Annotated in this window: 18 protein-coding genes; 13 read left to right on the top strand and 5 right to left on the bottom strand. The window is 45.5% G+C overall.

Going from position 1 to position 18684, the window contains the following annotated elements; all coding sequences use genetic code 11:
- Positions 1 to 24: 24 nt before the first annotated feature.
- Together BB427_RS11110 and BB427_RS11105 are read right to left on the bottom strand one after the other, a co-directional pair.
- Positions 25 to 1689: an alkaline phosphatase gene (locus BB427_RS11110; RefSeq protein WP_010605809.1), complete on the bottom strand. Its 1665-nt coding sequence runs from the start codon at positions 1687 to 1689 to the stop codon at positions 25 to 27.
- A gap of 175 nt (positions 1690 to 1864) precedes the next feature.
- A complete protein-coding gene (locus BB427_RS11105) occupies positions 1865 to 3079 on the bottom strand; it encodes a cation:proton antiporter (RefSeq protein WP_069020745.1) in 1215 nt (404 codons plus the stop codon).
- Positions 3080 to 3321: 242 nt separating this feature from the next.
- Between BB427_RS11105 and BB427_RS11100 the strand changes: the two genes are divergently transcribed.
- The 9 genes from BB427_RS11100 (at position 3322) to BB427_RS24470 (ending at position 12207) form a co-directional block, all read left to right on the top strand.
- Complete coding sequence (locus BB427_RS11100; protein WP_069020743.1) at positions 3322 to 6117, top strand: TonB-dependent receptor; 2796 nt, start codon at positions 3322 to 3324, stop codon at positions 6115 to 6117.
- Between the two features lie 85 nt (positions 6118 to 6202).
- Complete coding sequence (locus BB427_RS11095; protein WP_226899329.1) at positions 6203 to 7549, top strand: DUF5690 family protein; 1347 nt, start codon at positions 6203 to 6205, stop codon at positions 7547 to 7549.
- A 17-nt stretch (positions 7550 to 7566) separates the two neighbouring features.
- On the top strand, positions 7567 to 8376 hold the full coding sequence (phnX, locus tag BB427_RS11090) for a phosphonoacetaldehyde hydrolase (RefSeq protein ID WP_069020739.1): 810 nt from the start codon (positions 7567 to 7569) through the stop codon (positions 8374 to 8376).
- Positions 8376 to 9794 (top strand): FAD-dependent oxidoreductase, encoded by a 1419-nt coding sequence (locus BB427_RS11085; RefSeq protein WP_069020737.1) that lies wholly within the window; start codon positions 8376 to 8378, stop codon positions 9792 to 9794. Before phnX ends, BB427_RS11085 begins: the two co-directional genes overlap by 1 nt.
- Positions 9791 to 10339: an HD domain-containing protein gene (locus tag BB427_RS11080; RefSeq protein WP_069020735.1), complete on the top strand. Its 549-nt coding sequence runs from the start codon at positions 9791 to 9793 to the stop codon at positions 10337 to 10339. Before BB427_RS11085 ends, BB427_RS11080 begins: the two co-directional genes overlap by 4 nt.
- Positions 10340 to 10419: 80 nt before the next feature.
- Positions 10420 to 11112, top strand: coding sequence for a UTRA domain-containing protein (locus tag BB427_RS11075; RefSeq protein WP_069020733.1), 693 nt, complete (start codon positions 10420 to 10422; stop codon positions 11110 to 11112).
- Positions 11113 to 11322: 210 nt separating this feature from the next.
- Entirely contained in the window at positions 11323 to 11787 is a 465-nt protein-coding gene (locus BB427_RS11070) for a hypothetical protein (protein ID WP_069020731.1), read from the top strand.
- A gap of 28 nt (positions 11788 to 11815) precedes the next feature.
- Positions 11816 to 12064: a hypothetical protein gene (locus BB427_RS11065; RefSeq protein WP_069020729.1), complete on the top strand. Its 249-nt coding sequence runs from the start codon at positions 11816 to 11818 to the stop codon at positions 12062 to 12064.
- Complete coding sequence (locus BB427_RS24470) at positions 12061 to 12207, top strand: hypothetical protein (RefSeq protein WP_175401274.1); 147 nt, start codon at positions 12061 to 12063, stop codon at positions 12205 to 12207. Before BB427_RS11065 ends, BB427_RS24470 begins: the two co-directional genes overlap by 4 nt.
- A gap of 162 nt (positions 12208 to 12369) precedes the next feature.
- On the opposite strand, the gene phnW is transcribed toward BB427_RS24470, so the two are convergent.
- The 3 genes from phnW to BB427_RS11050 all read right to left on the bottom strand — a co-directional run bounded on the left by phnW (position 12370) and on the right by BB427_RS11050 (position 15649).
- Positions 12370 to 13476, bottom strand: coding sequence for a 2-aminoethylphosphonate--pyruvate transaminase (phnW, locus tag BB427_RS11060; RefSeq protein WP_069020727.1), 1107 nt, complete (start codon positions 13474 to 13476; stop codon positions 12370 to 12372).
- Between the two features lie 211 nt (positions 13477 to 13687).
- Positions 13688 to 14704 (bottom strand): UDP-glucose 4-epimerase GalE, encoded by a 1017-nt coding sequence (galE, locus tag BB427_RS11055; protein WP_069020726.1) that lies wholly within the window; start codon positions 14702 to 14704, stop codon positions 13688 to 13690.
- A gap of 60 nt (positions 14705 to 14764) precedes the next feature.
- Entirely contained in the window at positions 14765 to 15649 is an 885-nt protein-coding gene (locus tag BB427_RS11050) for a hypothetical protein (protein ID WP_069020725.1), read from the bottom strand.
- A gap of 135 nt (positions 15650 to 15784) precedes the next feature.
- Between BB427_RS11050 and BB427_RS11045 the strand changes: the two genes are divergently transcribed.
- The 4 genes from BB427_RS11045 to BB427_RS11030 all read left to right on the top strand — a co-directional run.
- Positions 15785 to 16684: a phosphoribulokinase gene (locus tag BB427_RS11045; RefSeq protein WP_010368692.1), complete on the top strand. Its 900-nt coding sequence runs from the start codon at positions 15785 to 15787 to the stop codon at positions 16682 to 16684.
- 97 nt (positions 16685 to 16781) lie between these two features.
- On the top strand, positions 16782 to 17315 hold the full coding sequence (gene yjjX, locus BB427_RS11040) for an inosine/xanthosine triphosphatase (protein ID WP_010605825.1): 534 nt from the start codon (positions 16782 to 16784) through the stop codon (positions 17313 to 17315).
- Complete coding sequence (gene yjjG, locus BB427_RS11035; RefSeq protein WP_069020724.1) at positions 17315 to 17992, top strand: pyrimidine 5'-nucleotidase; 678 nt, start codon at positions 17315 to 17317, stop codon at positions 17990 to 17992. The genes yjjX and yjjG overlap by 1 nt, the downstream gene beginning before the upstream one ends.
- 177 nt (positions 17993 to 18169) lie before the next feature.
- Positions 18170 to 18684: IS110 family transposase (locus BB427_RS11030; RefSeq protein ID WP_175401273.1), on the top strand; the 515-nt coding region annotated here is incomplete at its 3' end.

Here is an 18684-nt window from a genome sequence, read left to right as displayed (position 1 = left end):
GTTACTTAAATCTAGGTGCTTGGTTTATTCAGTTAAACCAAGCGCAGTCATCATTTTGTTTGCAACATCCACATGGTGCTGCATGGTTGAGAACTGCTTAGTTACGCCCGCAGGACCGAAAGTATAAACTGGTACTGGCGCAGCCGTATGCGTACCAGTACCCCACACTACGCTTTGCTCTGAAGCAATCGCGCGAGCGATTTTTCCGGTGTAATCTTCTTTGGCGTATACATAAAAGTCACCGAAGTCCTCAAACGCAGGGATCATCGTTGCATCATTATCGTCATAGACACTTTGACCAACCTTCTCTGCATTATCTAGCGTCACCGTGTAAGCCGTCATATCTTCAATAGTCGCTTTCCAAGTTGGGCCCGATACATTCTCATAGGCTTCATCAGGCGCAGCTTCTGCAAGGATATCGAAGAAGGTGCCTGTTTGCGCGTAAAGCTTGTCTAGTTGCGCAAGTGGACCAAAGTTAAAGTTAGGATGATATTCTTTAGCAACACCATTTACATACATACCATCGCCAGACAGCGTTTGTGCTTCAGGACGCTCATGCTTTGAATAACTAAAGCCAAAACTACCCGTTTCATGGTCCGCAGTCACAACGACTAGCGTATCGTTACGGTCTTTTACCCACTCATGAACAGCTTCAACGGCTTCATCAAATTTAAGCAGCTCGTTTAGCATCCAACCTGCATCGTTTGCGTGACCCGCCCAGTCAATTTGACCACCTTCAATCATCAAGAAAAAGCCATCTTCATCTTTAGACAAGATATCAAGCGCTTTCACCGTCATTTCTTTTAATGAAGGCTGAGTACAGCTGTTGCTTTGTTGACAAGCTTTGTAAGCAATTGCGTCACTCATACCAGAGTTTGCGAATAGACCTAGTACTTTTTCGCCTTCAAAACTGCTTAATTGTGCTTTATCAAAAGCAAGGCCATAACCATGTTGCTCTTTTGCTTCAACAACTAGGTTAGTTTCATCTCCACGCTTTGAACTTTTATATACGCTACTAGGCATGCCAAGTGCGTCAAGTTGTGCTTTTACTTCAGCATTGTCAGGCGTGCTCTTTGGTACAAATACGCGAGCGCCACCAGATAACATCACGTCAACGCTGCCAGAGCGAACTAATTGCTCAGCGATTTCAGCTTCGTATGAACGGTGCGGCATATGAGCAGCAAATGCTGCTGGCGTCGCATGCGTAATACGCGTATCTGAAACAAGACCCGTCGCTTTACCCGCGGCTTTGGCTTTTTCTAAGATAGTCGCTACTTTATTGCCATCGGCATCAAGGCCTATCATTTCAGAGCCTGCGGCAAGGCCGGTTGCTAATTGTGTTGCCGAACAAGCAGAGTCGGTCACTAGACTGCCAGTCGCGCCATGTGGTGCGTTCATGGAAAGGCCTAAGTGGCCACCCGCAGCAAGTTTAGACAGCGCAGTTTGATTGCCTTTGTTTTTATAAGTTGAGTTTGGCGCGCGCTGAGCATACTCTTCAAGTAAGCCAACTTGCTGTGGTCCCATACCGTCACCGATCATAAGGATCACATTTTTTACTTGTGTCACTTCTTGCACTGGTACTTCTTTGATGACTTCAACTTCTTTGATCACCTCAACGGTTTTTGTATCGTCATCACACGCGGTAAGTAGAATTGCAGAGATAGCAACTGTAAGTAACTTTTTATTCATTGTACTGTTCCTGAAACGTAATATTTGTCTGTAAGGCGGGCACAGTCTAGGCGCGTTACATGACTTTTTTATTTCAGCAAAGTGACAAAAAATATTTTATTTCACAATAAGTTACAATATAACAGTACAATTCAGATACGAAATCACACGCTACTCCAGTTGTGATTTAGAGTAATCACTCTCGACCTGAAGCACTGGTAAATAATTTAGAAATGGGTCGACTGGATAATCCAAATACAAAAATGCTCAACAGCACCGTTGCCATTGCCACTTGAGTAATTTGCAAACCATTTGGCAACTCTTCGCTGAGTAGCATTAAGGTGAGCACCACCGAAGCCAATCCCTTGGGGCCAAACCAAGCTAACGTAAAGCGCTCTTTGGTTGTCAGTTCACCACCTAACAAGCAGAGGAATACCGGGATCAATCTAAACATGGCGGTTGCTAACACTGCGTACACCCAAACCTGCCATTGGGTAACATTTAACAGCACTACACTTGCCGACAAACCAAATACTATCCAGATCATAAAAGCCGCAAATTCGGCGAGGTGCTCGCCTTCTTCGATAAGCTGATCTTTAAACTCATCACGATAATACTTATCAAACAGTAAACCGCTGACAAATGCAGCGATAAAACCGCTGCCATGCAAAGCTTGGGTTACCGAGAAAACTAAAAAAGCGATGCCAACAAAGAGAAAAGGGCTGGTTTTAGACGCAAAGTAATGATGTTGATAGGCGCGTTTAAGTAACCAAATGATCACCCCAGTCAGTAACCCCGCGACAACGAGTGCAATCCCCACTTCACGTATAAAAATCCAAGCAAATGATTCAGTCGTCGCTTGCATTCGCTCAGCTAATACTCCCAGTAAAAACAGAAATACCGGAATACACAGGCCATCATTCAAGCCACTTTCCACATTAATTGCCTCACGTAATCTCGTGGGCACAGACTTATCCTGAATGAAGGTTTTGCATAAAGTGGCATCGGTTGGAGTGATGATCACCGCAATTAAAAAGCAAGCCAACCAAGATAAATGAAATAGCTCATGGGCCACCCAAGCGCCGAATACCATGGTTAATGGCAGCCCGAGTAATAATTTAACCGGTAACTGAAAGCTGTGAGATAACACCCGTAATCGCGTTTTTGCAGCATCGGAAAATAAATAAATAGCAAGCGTCAGCTCAATAATCGGCAACCAAGTCTGTAAGCCATTAATATCTACCGCTAAAGCTTGTTGCCCTCCTTTAATATTACCAAGCACAAAGCCTATCGCCCCGCCCGTTAGCACAAACCACATAGGTGCGGTGAGCTCCGCCCTATCTAGTTGCCGAGCTGTAATGCTATAGATAAAAAGAGAAAGTCCAATCGCCGCAATCAAAGCATAAATCACGTTGCCATTCCTTTACTGAAAACTTGCTGCTGATAACGCGAGTATGACAAATCTTATTCAGTTAAGCCAAACATCTAACAACATCCTCCTATCTCCTATAAAGCGAATTAAACAACAAAGAGCTGCAGGCACTAATTAATTTTTCACCTTTGTGTCATCGGAATGTAAAAAACCGTCATTACTCTATCTGCAACAAACTGGACTAGACCAGAAAATTAACCCAAACTTTTGAGAAAAGAGCAATGAAAAAACTAACCCAAATCGCTGCTGCCGTGTTACTCGCCACCAGTCCCAGCTTATATGCTGCGACAGGTAAACTTGTTGGTGTTATAAAAGACCCACAAAGTAATCTGTCTGGCGCCGTTATCTCGGTAAAAGGCCAAGATGTATCCACTGTATCTGATTATCGTGGTCGCTTTGAACTGCCAAAACTAGATGCCGGTCGCTACACCTTAGTCGTGAAATATATGGGTTATCAGGAAACTGAACTTCAGGTTGAGGTAACTGATGGCAAAGTCACTACCTTGTCTCCAATCTTATTAAACCAACAACAAACGATGGAAGAAGTGGTCACGGTTGGGCAAATCTTCCGTGGCGCAATGGCCGCAGCAAATAACCAAAAAAATGCCAGTAATATCAAAAGTATCATTTCTGCCGATGGGATTGGTAAATTACCAGATAGAAATGCCGCTGAAGCCGTGCAACGTATTCCAGGTGTGTCGATAGAGCGTGACCAAGGTGAAGGCCGCTTTGTTGCAGTGCGCGGTTTACCGTCACAATGGAGTTCGGCCAGCATCAACGGTAACCGCCTTCCAACCGCTGAAGAGGAAACCACCAGCCGCGCTACTGCGTTCGACTTTTTTCCAAGCGAATTGATTGAATTTGTGGAAGTGTCTAAGGCTATCCCCCCTGACATGGAAGGCGATGCGATTGGCGGTAATGTTAATTTCGTGACCAAAAAAGGCGCTGATGATTTTATCCTCAAAACTAACTTCGCTGTGGGCCAAAATGAACTGGCCGATGGCACAAACTATTCTGCCAATGTGGTGTATGGCGACCGTCTACTCGACGACAAGCTGGGTTTTATTATTAACGCCACAGCTTGGCAGCGTGATTGGGCAACCGATAACTATGAGCCGCGCCGAGGTAACGATGGCTTAGGTATTTACCGCTTAGAGCTGCGTGATTATACGGGCACCCGTGAAACTTATGGCTTAAATGGCTCGCTGGAATATCAACTTGAAAACGGCACGCTGAGCGCCAGCGCGCTGTATGGCACACTGATTGATGATGAAACCCACTATAAGCACAGGCTGCGTTTTGATAAAGACCGTGCTGAGCTGCAGCATATTCGCAACGAACTCATCACCGAAATGCAAGGCTTTGAAATTGCAGGTGAACATGACTTTGGCTTTGATAAAACGCTCTCTTGGCAACTAGCCACGTACGAAAATGAGTTCCGCTATGGCGACAAACCCAACAGTGAAGACAACAGCTATTTTGTCGCCCGTTTTGATCAAAAAAATGTGGGATATGTTGGACTTGAAGACCGCGATACCGGTAAAAATTATGCTTACAACCAAGTAGACGGCGGCAGCGATCCTTGGAATGCCATTAGTAATCACTTCCCCTCGGGCTTTACACTCGATCCAAGCAAAATGGGTTTGTCTTGGGTTGAGCTATACAAAGTCTACGTCAACGAAAAAGACAGACTGGTAGCCAATGCCGACTTTGACTGGCAATACAATAACCAGCTAGCCGTTAAATTTGGGGCAAAATACCGTGACAAAGTCCGTAAAGCTGACTTTGCCGACGAGTTTTACGCGTGGGACAGCGAACAATATGGCGCAGCGCCAACGCTTGCAGACTTTGCTCTAAGCGATCAACCCGGTCGCAGCGATTACTTAAGCGAAGCCAAGTTTGATTATCGCACGCAGTTGTCGCAGGTGGCTTCCACCGATGCTCTTGCCCAGTTTTGGACGCAAAATCGCAATAAGTTCAAGCTAGATGTGGGTGAATCAGCACTCATCAGCAACGGTGGAGCGCTGGGCAGAAACTTCGATGTTGAAGAAACCCACACCTCGCTCTACGGTATGGCAACTTACCAAGCTAACGACAACTGGGAAGTATTAGGCGGCTTACGCGTTACCCGCACCGATACCGAAGTGTCTGGTTACACTTATTTAGCCGACGAAGACAAAGTTGTTGATACCACCAACAGCAATGATTATTGGTCAATATTACCCGCACTACATGTTACCTATCGCGCCAATGACGATACCAATTATCGCCTTGCACTAACTCGCACCTTTGCCCGTCCTGACTTTGGCTCATTAACACCAGGGGCAACTTACCTTGAGCAAGACAATCAGCTTAACTCAGGAAATCCAGCGCTCGACCCTACGTACTCAAATAATCTCGACTTGATGGTGGAACATTATTTTGACCGCGTTGGCTTGGTCTCTGCGGGGGTATTCTACAAAGATATCGAAGACCCTATCTTCCAAGCCACCAGCGTTGGCAATTACAACAACAAGCAAGGCGTGACCATCATCCGTCCTGAAAACGGCGATAGCGCTTGGCTTGCGGGCATTGAGCTGGCATTTAACCGCGACCTTGGTTTTATTTCTGACAGTTTGAGCAACTTTGGGGTAATGACCAATGCGACCTTTATGGACTCTGAAATGCAGATCCCAGAGCGCATAGAAAAAGTAGCCATTCCACGTCAGGCCAATGAGCTTTACAACTTTACGCTGTATTACGACGACACCCGTTTTGCCGCTCGAATAGCACTTAATCATAAAGGTGCTTATATCGAAGAGCACGGCGGCGATAGCCAATCGGATAGCTACTATGGTGCCAATACCAGCGTCGACTTTACAACGTCATACCAACTTAACGAACAAACGTTAGTTTACCTAGAGCTGAGTAACCTCACCAATGAAGCATTGCAGTACTACCAAGGTGAGCAGGGCCGTCCATTACAGGTGGAATACTATGGTATCCGCGGCATGGTCGGCATTAACTACCAATTTTAATACCAATTCACTTGATTAAGCCGATTGGTATACACCGGTTGACGGGCAATCCACAAAGGATTGCCCTCGAATTACCGAGGATCCTATGATGTTGCAGATCACCCTATTTAACGCCCGCCCACGCTGGCTAAAAGACGCCCAAGGTATCGGCTTTGTACTATTTGCCGCGACCAGTGCGTTTATGACTTACTTTTGTATGTACGCCTTTCGTAAGCCATTTTCGGTCAATACCTATGAAGCCTTTGATGACCCAAGTTGGGTTGTTAGCTTTAAAATTGCCTTGATCCTTTCGCAAGTGTTTGGCTACCTATGCGCGAAATTTATCGGCGTTAAAGTGATTGCTGAAATGCAGCATCATTATCGCGGCCGTGCGATTTTGGCCATGATTTTAGCCGCCGAGCTCGCACTGGTGCTATTTGCCATTACTCCTACGGGCTGGAATCTGGTTTGGCTGTTTGCCAATGGCCTCTCCCTTGGGATGATCTGGGGTTTGGTTTTTAGCTTTTTAGAAGGTCGTAAAACCACCGAAATCTTAGGTGCGGTACTCAGCGTGACTTTTATTCTAGCCTCTGGATTGGTCAGAACTGTGGGCAAATGGCTGGTGAGTGAACTCAATGTGCCTGAACTATGGATGCCAGCGGCAACCGGGGCGATTTTTCTGCCGCTGCTTGTACTTAGCGTTGCTTGTCTCAATAGCATTCCTGAACCTACACAAGAAGATGAACAATTACGACAAAAGCGCGCGCCAATGGATGGCAAAGCACGGCTGGCGTTTTTTAAACAGTATTGGTTTGGAATAACCGTGCTGGTGCTTAGCTTTTTACTCTTTACCGGCTTTCGTGACTTTAGAGATAACTTTTCAGCCGAGATCTGGCAGGCCTTAGGGTATGGGCAAGAACCCGCCATTTTTGCTTATGCCGGGATCCGCATCGCCTTTATCGTGCTCATTGCGCTTGCCGCTTTGGTGTTAATTAAAAATAACCGCATCGCATTTTTTGCCAACCATGGCTTTGTCTTACTCGGGGCTGCACTGCTGGCTGGTAGTACGTATTTATACCAAACCCAAAGTCTCGATCCTAAAACTTGGATGGTACTACTCGGGGCTGGTCTTTATATCAGTTATATCCCCTATAACTGCTTTTTGTTTGACCGCATGATCTCAGCAGTTGGCTCGACTGCGAACGCCGGTTTTTTGATTTATCTGGCGGATTCGGCGGGCTACATCGGCTCAGTGGGCATTTTGCTCTATAAAACTTTTGCCACACCTGAGCTCAGTTGGCTGCACTTTTTTACCATGGCCTGCTACTGGGTAGCGTTTATCGCAAGCGCCCTCGTAGTGAGTTCAATTATTTATTTTGCCGTGAAATTAAAGCGACCACGTAAGGCGTCAACGCAACTACGCGCCACGGCACTTTCATCACATATTTCCTAGCTAGGAGTCTTAGCAACATGAAACACATTGAAGCATTAATTTTGGATTGGGCTGGTACTGTGGTCGACTATGGTTCGATTGCCCCTACCAGTATTTTTGTTGAAGCATTTAAGCAAGCGTATCAATTTGATATTTCCTTAGCTGAAGCGCGCGGTCCGATGGGAATGGGTAAATGGGATCACATTAATACCTTGCTACAAATGGACAGCGTCCGCACCCGCTGGAAAACACAGTTTGGTCAGGCACCGAGTACGGCAGATGTTGACCATATTTATCAAACCTTTATGCCGCTCCAACAGGCAAAAGTCGCCGACCGAGCAGCCCCCATTCCGGGCGTGCTTGCGGTGATCAAACGATTACAACAACAAGGCGTTAAGATTGGCAGTTGTTCTGGATATCCCAAGCCTGTGATGGACGTGCTAGTGCCTGCCGCTGCCGACTATGGTTATCAACCAGATTGTGTGGTTGCCAGTGATGAATGTGCGGCAGGCTCTCGCCCAGGCCCTTGGATGGCGTTAGAAAACGTGCAAAGACTTGGCATTAATCGCGTATCAGGATGCGTAAAAGTCGATGATTCCGCGCCGGGAATTAGCGAGGGATTAAATGCCGGCATGTGGACCGTAGGACTTGCGTTAACGGGTAATGCCGTGGGACTTAGCGAAGAAGAATGGACTGCGCTTGGTCACGAAGAGCAAAAAGCACGTTCCCTTAGTGCTTATCAGCAGCTTGGCGAGGCCGGTGCGCATTATGTGATTGACTCACTAGCCGACATCGAAATGGTCTTGGTGGATATTTCTGCTCGTATTGCCCGTGGAGAGCGCCCGTAATGCGCTTTCAGCCTTTTTGGTTTGATGAAGCAATCACTCAAGCCGATATTGAAGCCGCAGCAAGCGCGCCGTCTCATGGCGCGTTAGATACCCAAGTTTGTATCATAGGTGGCGGCTTTACTGGCCTTTGGACAGCCATAACGCTGAAAAAGCAAAAACCTGAGCTGAATATCGCCATCATTGAAAAGGACCTCTGTGGACAAGGTGCTTCGGGTCGTAATGGCGGAGCTATGCTGACATGGTCGACTAAGTTTGCCAGCTTAATTAAAGAGTTTGGCTTAGAACAAGCCTGCTTTTTAGTGCGCCAGTCGGAGCAGGCCGTTCATAACATTAAAGCCTTTACCAGTAAACACGGGATTGAATGTGATTGCCGCGTTGATGGTACTTACTATACGGCTTCTAATCACAGCCAGCGTAATGCCTTTGGCCCCATTACCACCCTACTCGAGCAACACCAGCTTAATGCGTGGCAAACACTGGATGAAGCGCAGTTGCAAGCAACCGGCTCTAATGCCAACCTTGCTGGAATTTACTCCCCCCATGCCGGTAGTGTTCAACCCGCCAAGCTTGTGCGTGGACTGATGAAGGTGGCAAAAACCCTTGGGGTCAAAGTATTTGAACACACCCGCTACCTAAAGCATCAAGGCCAAGACACGCTAACCATTACCACAGACAAAGGCGAGATCAGAGCCAATCAGCTGGTATTTGCCGTTAACGCTTGGCTACCAAGCTTATTGCCGCAGTTTTCTCGCAGCGTGGTGTTGGTTTCGAGCGATATGGCGATCACCACACCAGCGCCTGAAAAGCTTGCAGCAATGAGGCTGAACCACGGTGCTCCGGTGATTGATGCACGCATTTTTGTGAATTACTACCGCACCACCTCAAGCGGTCGATTAATGCTTGGCAAAGGCGGAAATTATTTTAGTTTCAATAACCAAGTGAGAGACACCTTTCACCGTGCTAGCCGTTATCAAGCCATTCTTGAACGCTCATTTAGCCATTTTTTTGCACATCACCAACTCGAGATAGACAGAACTTGGACCGGCCCCTCAGACCGAAGTGTCTCTGGTATGCCTTTATTTGGTCACTTAAATGGTCAAGCCAATGTGTTTTATGGCAGCGGTTACTCGGGTAACGGCGTGGTGCAATCCTATTTAGGTGGACAAATCTTAGCAAGTCTTCTGCTTAATCAACATAACGACTGGCGTCACTGCGCCTTGGTCAACCAAACGCTTAAACAGTTTCCCGTCGAGCCATTTCGCACCGCGGGAGCCTTAATGGTGAGAAATGCCATTCGCCGTAAAGAAAGCGCTGAGGATAACAACACGCCACCGCATAAACTCGATGTTTGGCTAAGCAAGCTTAGTGGCAGCGCAGCAAAATTAGATCCGAACGTGAAGCAGGAGTATATAAAGTGAATGCCATCGCACAAATAAAACAGCTATTCGAGCAATATGGTCATGCCACCTATGACGAGGCATGTAGCCAAATTTACCATGCCGAGCAATGCGCCACCCTCGCGAAAGAAAATGGTTATGATCAAGCGACCCAAATCGCTGCATTTTTACATGATATTGGCCATTTTGTTGCTCAGTCTCAGCATAACCCCGACTTTACCCCACAAGGGTATAGCAATCATGGCGATTTAGGGGCGGATCATTTGACTCAACTTGGTTTTGATCACGCGGTGACAATGCTAGTACGCAATCACGTAGATGCGAAACGCTATCTGGTCAGTATTGATGAGAAGTATCACCAAACCCTCTCTCCAGCCAGCCAACTAACGCTAACAAGACAAGGCGGAAAAATGAGCCCCGAAGAACTTGCGGCATTCTCCAAGCTGCCTGAATTGGACGCCATTATCGCGCTGCGTCGTTTTGATGATTTAGGGAAAGATCCGAGTTTAGCCGTTTTGCCGAGTAGCTATTGGTTTAGCCAAATAGAAGCCTATTTGGCGAGTTAGGCCAATCTGAGTTTACAAGTCTATTTATCCTGTCATAAAACGATAGTAAGCTTGTCACAAAAGGTTTTATCGACTCAATTATGCTGCTTTATCAACGTATTCGAAACCATATCCAAGCGCTGCTAGCCGCTGGCAGCATGACGTCCGGTGCCAAGTTGCCTTCAGAGCGTGCGCTGCAAGAAACATTTAGCTCAACACGGATCACCGTCCGTGAAGCCCTAGCGCGACTAGAAGCCGAAGGACTTATCTTTAGCCAAAAGCGTCGTGGCTGGTTTGTCACACCGGAAAAACTCAAATGGCATCCAGCTAAAAAAGTAAACTTTAACCACCTTGCCATTGAACAAGGCTTTACACCAACAACTCAAGTAGTGGCAATTAATGCCCCTTCCACAGAGCCTGAGTTTAGCCACTCTCATTTTGACGGCCAGCCGGTGTATAAACTAACCCGAGTACGCGCGTTAGATGGTCGCGCAATAATGATGGAACAGATCTATTGTGCAGCCAAACGTTTTGCCGACTTACACAACCAACCGCTGGATGGTTCAATCACAGAAGTGATGTCGACCCACTACCAAGTTGACGTCAGCTTTGAACAGTGTGTGATAAGCGTTACCGTACTACCCGATGATGTTGCCGACAAATTAGAAAAGAACAACGGCGCACCTTGTTTAAAGGTACTGCGCGCCCGCTACGACGCCGAGCAAGCATTGGTGGATTACAATATTGAATATTGGCTCCATGACGCCATAGAAATGATTGTTGAAGGCGTGTAACCTCCATACCCGTAGGTCGTGCTTTAGCACGACAACCTTTCCGCATATATCGTCGCGTCTAAAGCACCTCCATTAATTCTATACCCTATGTCTAAATACAATTTATTGGTGGGATATTGGGTTTAGCATGCCATAACTGACTATTCCAAAATCCAAATAGGTATACACTTATGAAAACAACTAGTTATTAGATTTGCATGGAGAGTTAATTTGAAAATACGTAAACTACCAACGGATCTTGAGATTCTAGGGTTCATTTACAAGCATTATTATTATGAGTTCGCCACTTATGATGAAAACAACAAAAGTAGGCGATGCAAGGTTTTTGTTAGGGTCGATTGCAAGTTAATAGGTGATCATTTCGGCGTAGATAGAGATATTATCTTTGGCAGGCTGTATTATCATCTAAACAGTGTTTACAGCTACAAGAAAGAGAATGGCACATCAGTCGATTTTTACCTCAACGAATTAAAAAGTGTAAATTTCCCTTACCTTGCATCAGTTCTTGCTGAGCTACGCCAAGCTGATAGACGCTTCAAATTTTCACTTGTGGTCTCAATCTTTGCGGCCTTGATTGCTTTAACATCTCTCGGCATGAACTTTTATAAGCTAGGTGAGCAGAGTACTCAGATTGCTCCCAGTAAAGCCAAAGACGTGTCAAAAGATGTAAGGTAAATGCGAACACCCGATATTGGAAAAAATTATGTCACAGCAACAAAGGCAAGTACCGCTAGTCTTCCAAGATTTACCAGAGGGGTTGGCTATTGCAACTGGTAACAATGCTGCATGGCTTTGCCATTGTTCTCGAACACTTCCGCTACTTGGTAAAGCGGGCCAGATAAAAGGGGCGAGTGATAATACCAAAGTAACCTGTGAAGAGTGCAGTGCGTCATATTTTGTGGTGCCTGATGGTGGAGACTACAAAAGGGCTGTTGCAGTAAAAGAAATATGAACGATGAATTTTTTAGACCTACAAAAATAAATGTTGTAATGCATATCATTGCTTACGCGGCGTTTATTACATACACCAGAGACTTTCCAGCTTCTGTTAGCACAGCGATGATCTGTGATTTGGTAAAACGTGATTTTTCTTAGTTAGCCTCCAGCTTTAATGAGTGCAGAATCATTTTATGGGAAGGTGATAGCCCAGATTAGGCCACCGTTAACACAATTGAAGATTCCCTACTCATTTATTTAGCTAAAGGGGTGTAACCCCCTTAACCCATCGCCGCGTAAAGCGGCTCCTACTCTGACGGTTTACCAGTATTTTGCTTGTGCGATAGCTTCTAGTAGCCCGCTAATATCTGCGGCATACACTTCGCCAATATTACCGATCCTAAAGCAATCTGCGTTTGATACTTTGCCGGGGTAAATCACATATCCTTTTTGCTTCAATGCTTCATAAAAGCGCTTAAACTCATAGCTTTCGTCACTTGGTGAATAAAAAGAAGTGATAATAGGTGAATGCATGGCTTCTGGTAACAAGGCTTCAAAACCAAGGGCTTTCATGCCGCTAACGAGCTGTTTTTGATTTTCGCTGTAGCGCTTAAATCGCGCAGAAGCGCCTCCCTCTTGCGCCAATTCTTCCAGTGCTTTGGCAAAAGCCCTGACAACATGCGTTGGCGAGGTAAAACGCCATTTACCATGATGATTTTCCATGGTTTTCCACTGGGCGTGAAGATCCAACGAGAGTGAACGTGCTTGTCCTTCAGAGGCAACCAGCAGCGCCGTTTTCGCGATCACAAAGCCAAAACCTGGGACACCTTGAATACATTTATTTGCTGAGCTAATGAGGATATCAATTTGCCACTCGTGCATATCCATCTCAATGCCGCCAAAACTGCTCATGGCATCAAGGATCATTACTTTATTGTGATGTTTCGCAAGCTCAGCTACGCGCTTAACCGGATTCAGCATCCCCGTTGTGGTTTCGCAGTGTACCATTGCTACGTGGGTGATCTCAGGGTGTTGCTCAAGCGCTTGTGAGATCTGCTCTAGTTGCGGCAATTCGGTTTCAACAAAGTTGAGCGCTATCACATTAATATTAAGATAATTGGCTATCTCAATAATACGCGCACCATAAGCACCATTATTGATAACCAGTAAAGTGCCAGACTTAGGAATAAAAGTCCCAATAGCCGCCTCTACACTTGCTGTACCACTGCCCTGCATTAAGGTTGCACTGTAGTCACTGCGATACTGCGGATCTGCAACCGCAATTTCACAAAGCTGCTTGCGAATAACTTGCACCACACCTTGGTTATATTCATCATCCCAAGTACACCAGTCTTTCAACATGGCTTCTTTCACTGTGTGGGAGGTACTGAGCGGGCCTGGTGTCAGGAGTAAATAATCGTTGTTCATAACTTGCCTCTAAACTGGTCTATACCAGATTATTTAACCGAGTTTAGGTGACAACGGCATGACAGTTTTATGAAACTAAGATTGATGTCGTAATGATGTTCAATGAAACCTCGCCTTTACCCTAAATGGCAAAGGCGAAGAGAAGCAACAGAGGCTCTGATTGTTATCCCGAGTTTAGGTTATTTAACCTGAACTCAGGATAAGAAGTTAGTTAATATTTATACCCGTTTGGATTATTGCTTTGCCAGCGCCATGTATCTTGCATCATGGCATCCAATCCTCGCTCTGCATGCCAGCCTAATTCAGATTTGGCTTTTTCAGGCGCAGCGTAACAAGCGGCAATGTCGCCATCGCGACGCGGTTTAATGTCATAGGGTATAGCTTTGCCCGCTGCCTTTTCAAACGCGGTAACCATCTCTAGTACCGAGTAGCCATTGCCGGTGCCTAAGTTATAGATATGTGTGCCTGCTGCTACTGCGATTTTCTCAAGTGCTTTTAAATGGCCAATAGCAAGGTCAACCACGTGAATGTAATCTCTCACGCCCGTACCATCTTTGGTGTCATAGTCGTCGCCAAAGACGCCTAAACTCGCCAGTTTACCAACAGCAACCTGTGAGATGTAGGGCAGTAAGTTATTGGGAATACCATTTGGGTCTTCACCAATTAGCCCCGACTCGTGTGCACCAACCGGATTAAAGTAACGCAAAATAGCAAAGGCCCAACGCGGGTCTGATTTAGCGACATCCTGTAGTAGCATTTCAACCATCAGCTTTGACGTACCATAAGGATTGGTTGTGCCACCAACTGGGAAATCTTCACGAATAGGAAGACTGGCAGGATCTCCATAGACCGTCGCTGACGAGCTAAAAACTAGCTTAAATACATTGGCGTCACGCATTGCATCAAGGAGCGTCAACGTGCCTTGGACGTTGTTTTGATAATACTCGATTGGCTTTTGAACCGACTCTCCAACGGCTTTTAAACCAGCAAAGTGGATCACTTCTTCAATATCATATTGCGCAAATACACTATCAAGAAATGCCTTATCAAGAATATCACCTTGATGGAATGCGGCTTCCTTTCCTACTATCTCAGCAACTCTATGTAATGAAGTCTGCTGAGAATTGCTTAGATTATCTACGACCACTACCTTTTTGCCTTGCTGTAGCAGCTCTAATACAGTGTGAGAGCCAATATAGCCTGCACCACCTGTTACGAGAATCGTCATACCTATTCCTATGGTTGTTGTCTATGCACTGCGTTTAACATGCAATTTAATATATCGCTATCAATCTTCGCTGTGGCATACAAATGCCAGCTTGTTATCAAAAAAGCTCAAGCGAGAAATTGAAGTCTGACAGTAACTTCTTAAGTTTCTTAATAAGTGGACTTTTTTGGGCGCATTTAAATCTCGGTAATAAATTTTATTATCTAGTGCATACGCCACTTTATTATCATCCAACCAGGTATAATCTTGCACTTGACTGGGAAGAGCAAAAAATCGCTGAATATGATCGCTCTCTCTGTGGTAGGTTGCGAACCACATCAAGCCATTGACTTGATAAGTAAAAGCAAACACGTCACGCGCACGGTTGTAAGACAAAGTTCGGCCAATATCTTCGGCAAGAATTTGTGGTAAATGACCGTTAATATCTGTGTATTGTAAGGTATGCGGAGCAGTTTCAGTCGCACCTAAAATAAACATAATCAGATCTTGGTTGCTCCCCCAAGCATGATATCCAACAGGTTCAATATGCTCAAAAACACGACTTGGTTTTGCCGCCTGATCAAACGGATAAAACCACAGTTTTTGCTTACCGGATCCCTCAACCACAATCGTCGTTAACCCTTCCCCATTGGGATGTAGTGTGGGTGAATACTCGGAGACAGGGGATTGCGTGAGGTTGGTTGTGTTTTGGCTTTGAAAGTCATAAAAAAACAGGTCCGTTTGGCTATTGCCATCAGCGCTTACTTCCGCGGTATAGTAAACCCCAGAGTCAGTCACTAGCGGCTGATTAAAATACGCGGTGTTTTCGGTAATTGGTTTAGCACTGAAATGTTCACCTAATTCAGCTAGCCATATTTGGCTTTTGGGCATGGCTGAATAAGCCGGTAAACAGGACGCGAAAGCGAATAGACAAACTGCGAGCTTCACACGCATTGAAATGGGCATGGACGTTCCTTTGATTTTTCATTGTAGTTATATCACCCTGCTATGATACCCAACACTCGCCCTCAAGCAAAGCTTGCCAAAAACTTTGCTTCGCGTAACATCGAATTAACGGATGATGAAAGCTAAGGCAGATTTATGTCAGACAAACACCCTATTATCGCCATTACTGGTAGTTCAGGCGCAGGTACTACAACAACGACAAGCGCGATAAAACACATATTCCGCAGTCTTAATACCAAAGCCGCCTATGTCGAAGGCGATAGCTTTCATCGCTACACTCGCCCTGAAATGGATAAATTGCGTCGCGAAGCGCTGCAAGAAGGTAAGCACATTAGCTACTTTGGTGAAGAAGCTAATGACTTCGGCGCATTAGAAAGCCTGTTCAAAAGCTATGGCGAAACCGGCAATGGCAAAGTCCGTCGCTACCTTCATACGTTTGACGATGCCGTGCCATTTAATCAGCTACCTGGTACTTTTACTCCTTATCAAGAACTGGAACAAAACACCGATATGCTGTTTTATGAGGGGCTGCACGGCGGTGTCGTGACCCCCGAATATGATGTGGCCAGCAATGTTGATTTATTGATTGGCATGGTGCCTATCATCAACCTTGAATGGATCCAAAAGCTCATTCGCGATACCAATGAGCGCGGCCACTCCAAAGAAGCGGTTATGACGTCAATTGTGCGCTCAATGGATGACTACATTAATCACATTACTCCCCAGTTTTCTCGCACGCATATTAACTTTCAACGCGTGCCTACCGTGGATACTTCTAACCCATTTAGTGCTAAAGACATACCATCATTAGACGAAAGCTTTGTAGTTATCCGCTTTCGTGGCATCGAAGATGTTAATTTCCCTTACTACTTACAAATGATCGAAGGCAGCTTTATGTCTCGTGTAAACACGTTAGTTGTGCCGGGCGGGAAAATGGGGCTGGCAATGGAATTAGTACTGACTCCACTTATCAAAGAATTATTAGTAAAGAAACGCGCCCTTGAGAATATGGCACCAGTCGATTTACCGATTTAACCCAGCTTATGTTTTGATTAGGAATAATAGCTTCCTTGCATCGCTCCATATCACACTTTACACTGACGCCTTTTAGGGCATCACGAGTAGTTGTTATATGGACGTGCTTACCATTTTAGTGGGGTCTAAAAACCCAGTAAAAATCAATGCTGCAAAAACCATCTTTGCGCAGTACTTTCCCAATGCAAAAATTGACTGTCAGGGTATCTCAGCGCCGAGTCTCGTTGCGGATCAGCCTTTAGGTGAACAAGCCACCCGCGAAGGCGCAGAGAATCGTGTTACTTACTTACAGCAACATCATCAAGCCGATTTTTATTGTGCTATGGAAGGAGGCGCTGCCAAATTTGAATACGGTGCAGCTACTTTCGCTTATGTCGTCATTGCGGATAACCGTCGTACGAGTGTCGGCCGTAGTTGTAATTTGCCGCTACCGGCATCGGTCTACGCGCGTCTTGAACAAGGTGAAGAGCTAGGACATGTAATGGATGACCTCTTCAATACCACTAATATCAAGCAACAAGGCGGTGCTATCGGTTTACTAACCAACCATCTTGCCACCAGAGAAAGTAGCTACACGCAAGCCTTATTGCTCGCAATGGCGCCCTTTAATCACCCAGAGATGTACTTATAATGCCGAACTACACACATATTTTATTTGATGCGGATGAAACCTTATTTAGCTTTAATGCCAAACTTGGATTACAAACGCTGTTTGCTCAATATGACATTGTGTTCACTGACGAGGACTATGAGCAGTACAACAGCTTAAATGCGTCACTTTGGGTGCAGTATCAAAATGGTGAAATTGACGCAAAAACACTTCAGGTAACGCGCTTTAGCCACTGGGCTGAAAAACTCGATATCGCACCTGAAACACTCAATGCGGGATTCTTGGCAGCGATGGCAGAAATTTGCCAACCATTACCGGGAGCTAAAGCCTTGCTCGACAGCCTGAAAGGCCAATGTACTTTGGCTATTATTACCAACGGATTTGCCGCGCTTCAGCAAAAGCGCTTAGAGCACACCGGCCTTGTAGATCGTTTTTCTGAAGTGGTGATCTCTGAGTTGGTAGGTAAAGCAAAACCAGATCCGAGTATTTTTGCGCATACGTTAGCGCTGTTGGGGAATCCCGACAAATCCAAAGTATTAATGGTTGGCGACACACCAGCGAGTGACATTTTAGGCGCAAACCGCTTTGGGATTGATAGCTGTTGGTTAAAGCATGATGGCAAAGTCTGCCCCGAGCATATCAAGCCAACCTATACCGTAGGGTCTCTTAAAGAGTTGCAAGCGATTTTAATGGGGTAATACCCTGTACAATTGTGTGGGAATAAGCTGACCTTGCAGGTTTTAAAAGCTCGCCGAGCAAATCAGCTCCTACCAAAGGTAGACCTGAGTAGGAGATGTATGGACTCCCCCCCCCTTAACGGGAGAGTACGGTATAAAGATATTGCAAAACACTTTTACCAAATAAGGAGTCCATACATGACACAGTCTAATTTAATTGCTATCGACTTGGCAAAAAACATTTTCCAGGTGGCACAGCTGAAAGGCAATAAACTCAAATTTAATAAGCCAATGAAACGCGAACCTATGCTTGAGTTGCTAGCAAAAGCCGAGGGTTCAAAGGTCGTGATGGAAGCTTGCGGTAGCGCCCAGCATATTGCTCGCAAAGCCCTGTCGTTGGGGCATGATGTCATGTTGCTTCCCCCTAAGTTCGTAAAAGCGTTTAGGCAAGGCCAAAAAACTGATGCAAATGATGTCCTCGCTATTGCCAGTGCAAGCCAAGCATATAACGTAAAGCCCTGTAAAATCATGACAGTTGAAGAGCAAACGTTGCAGTCATTGAGCCAAGCGAGAACCTTAGTAGATAAACAAAAGACTCAGCTTTCAAATCAAATACGTGGATTGCTATTAGAGTTTGGTATTGTCATTAATCAAGGCGATGCAGCGTTAACACAAGTCGTTCCAGATATTTTAGAAGATGCTGAAAATGCGCT

Origin of the sequence: Pseudoalteromonas sp. BMB, assembly GCF_001709235.1 — a bacterium.
GTDB classification, from domain to species: domain Bacteria; phylum Pseudomonadota; class Gammaproteobacteria; order Enterobacterales; family Alteromonadaceae; genus Pseudoalteromonas; species Pseudoalteromonas maricaloris.
This window is presented reverse-complemented; position numbering and strand designations above follow the sequence as displayed.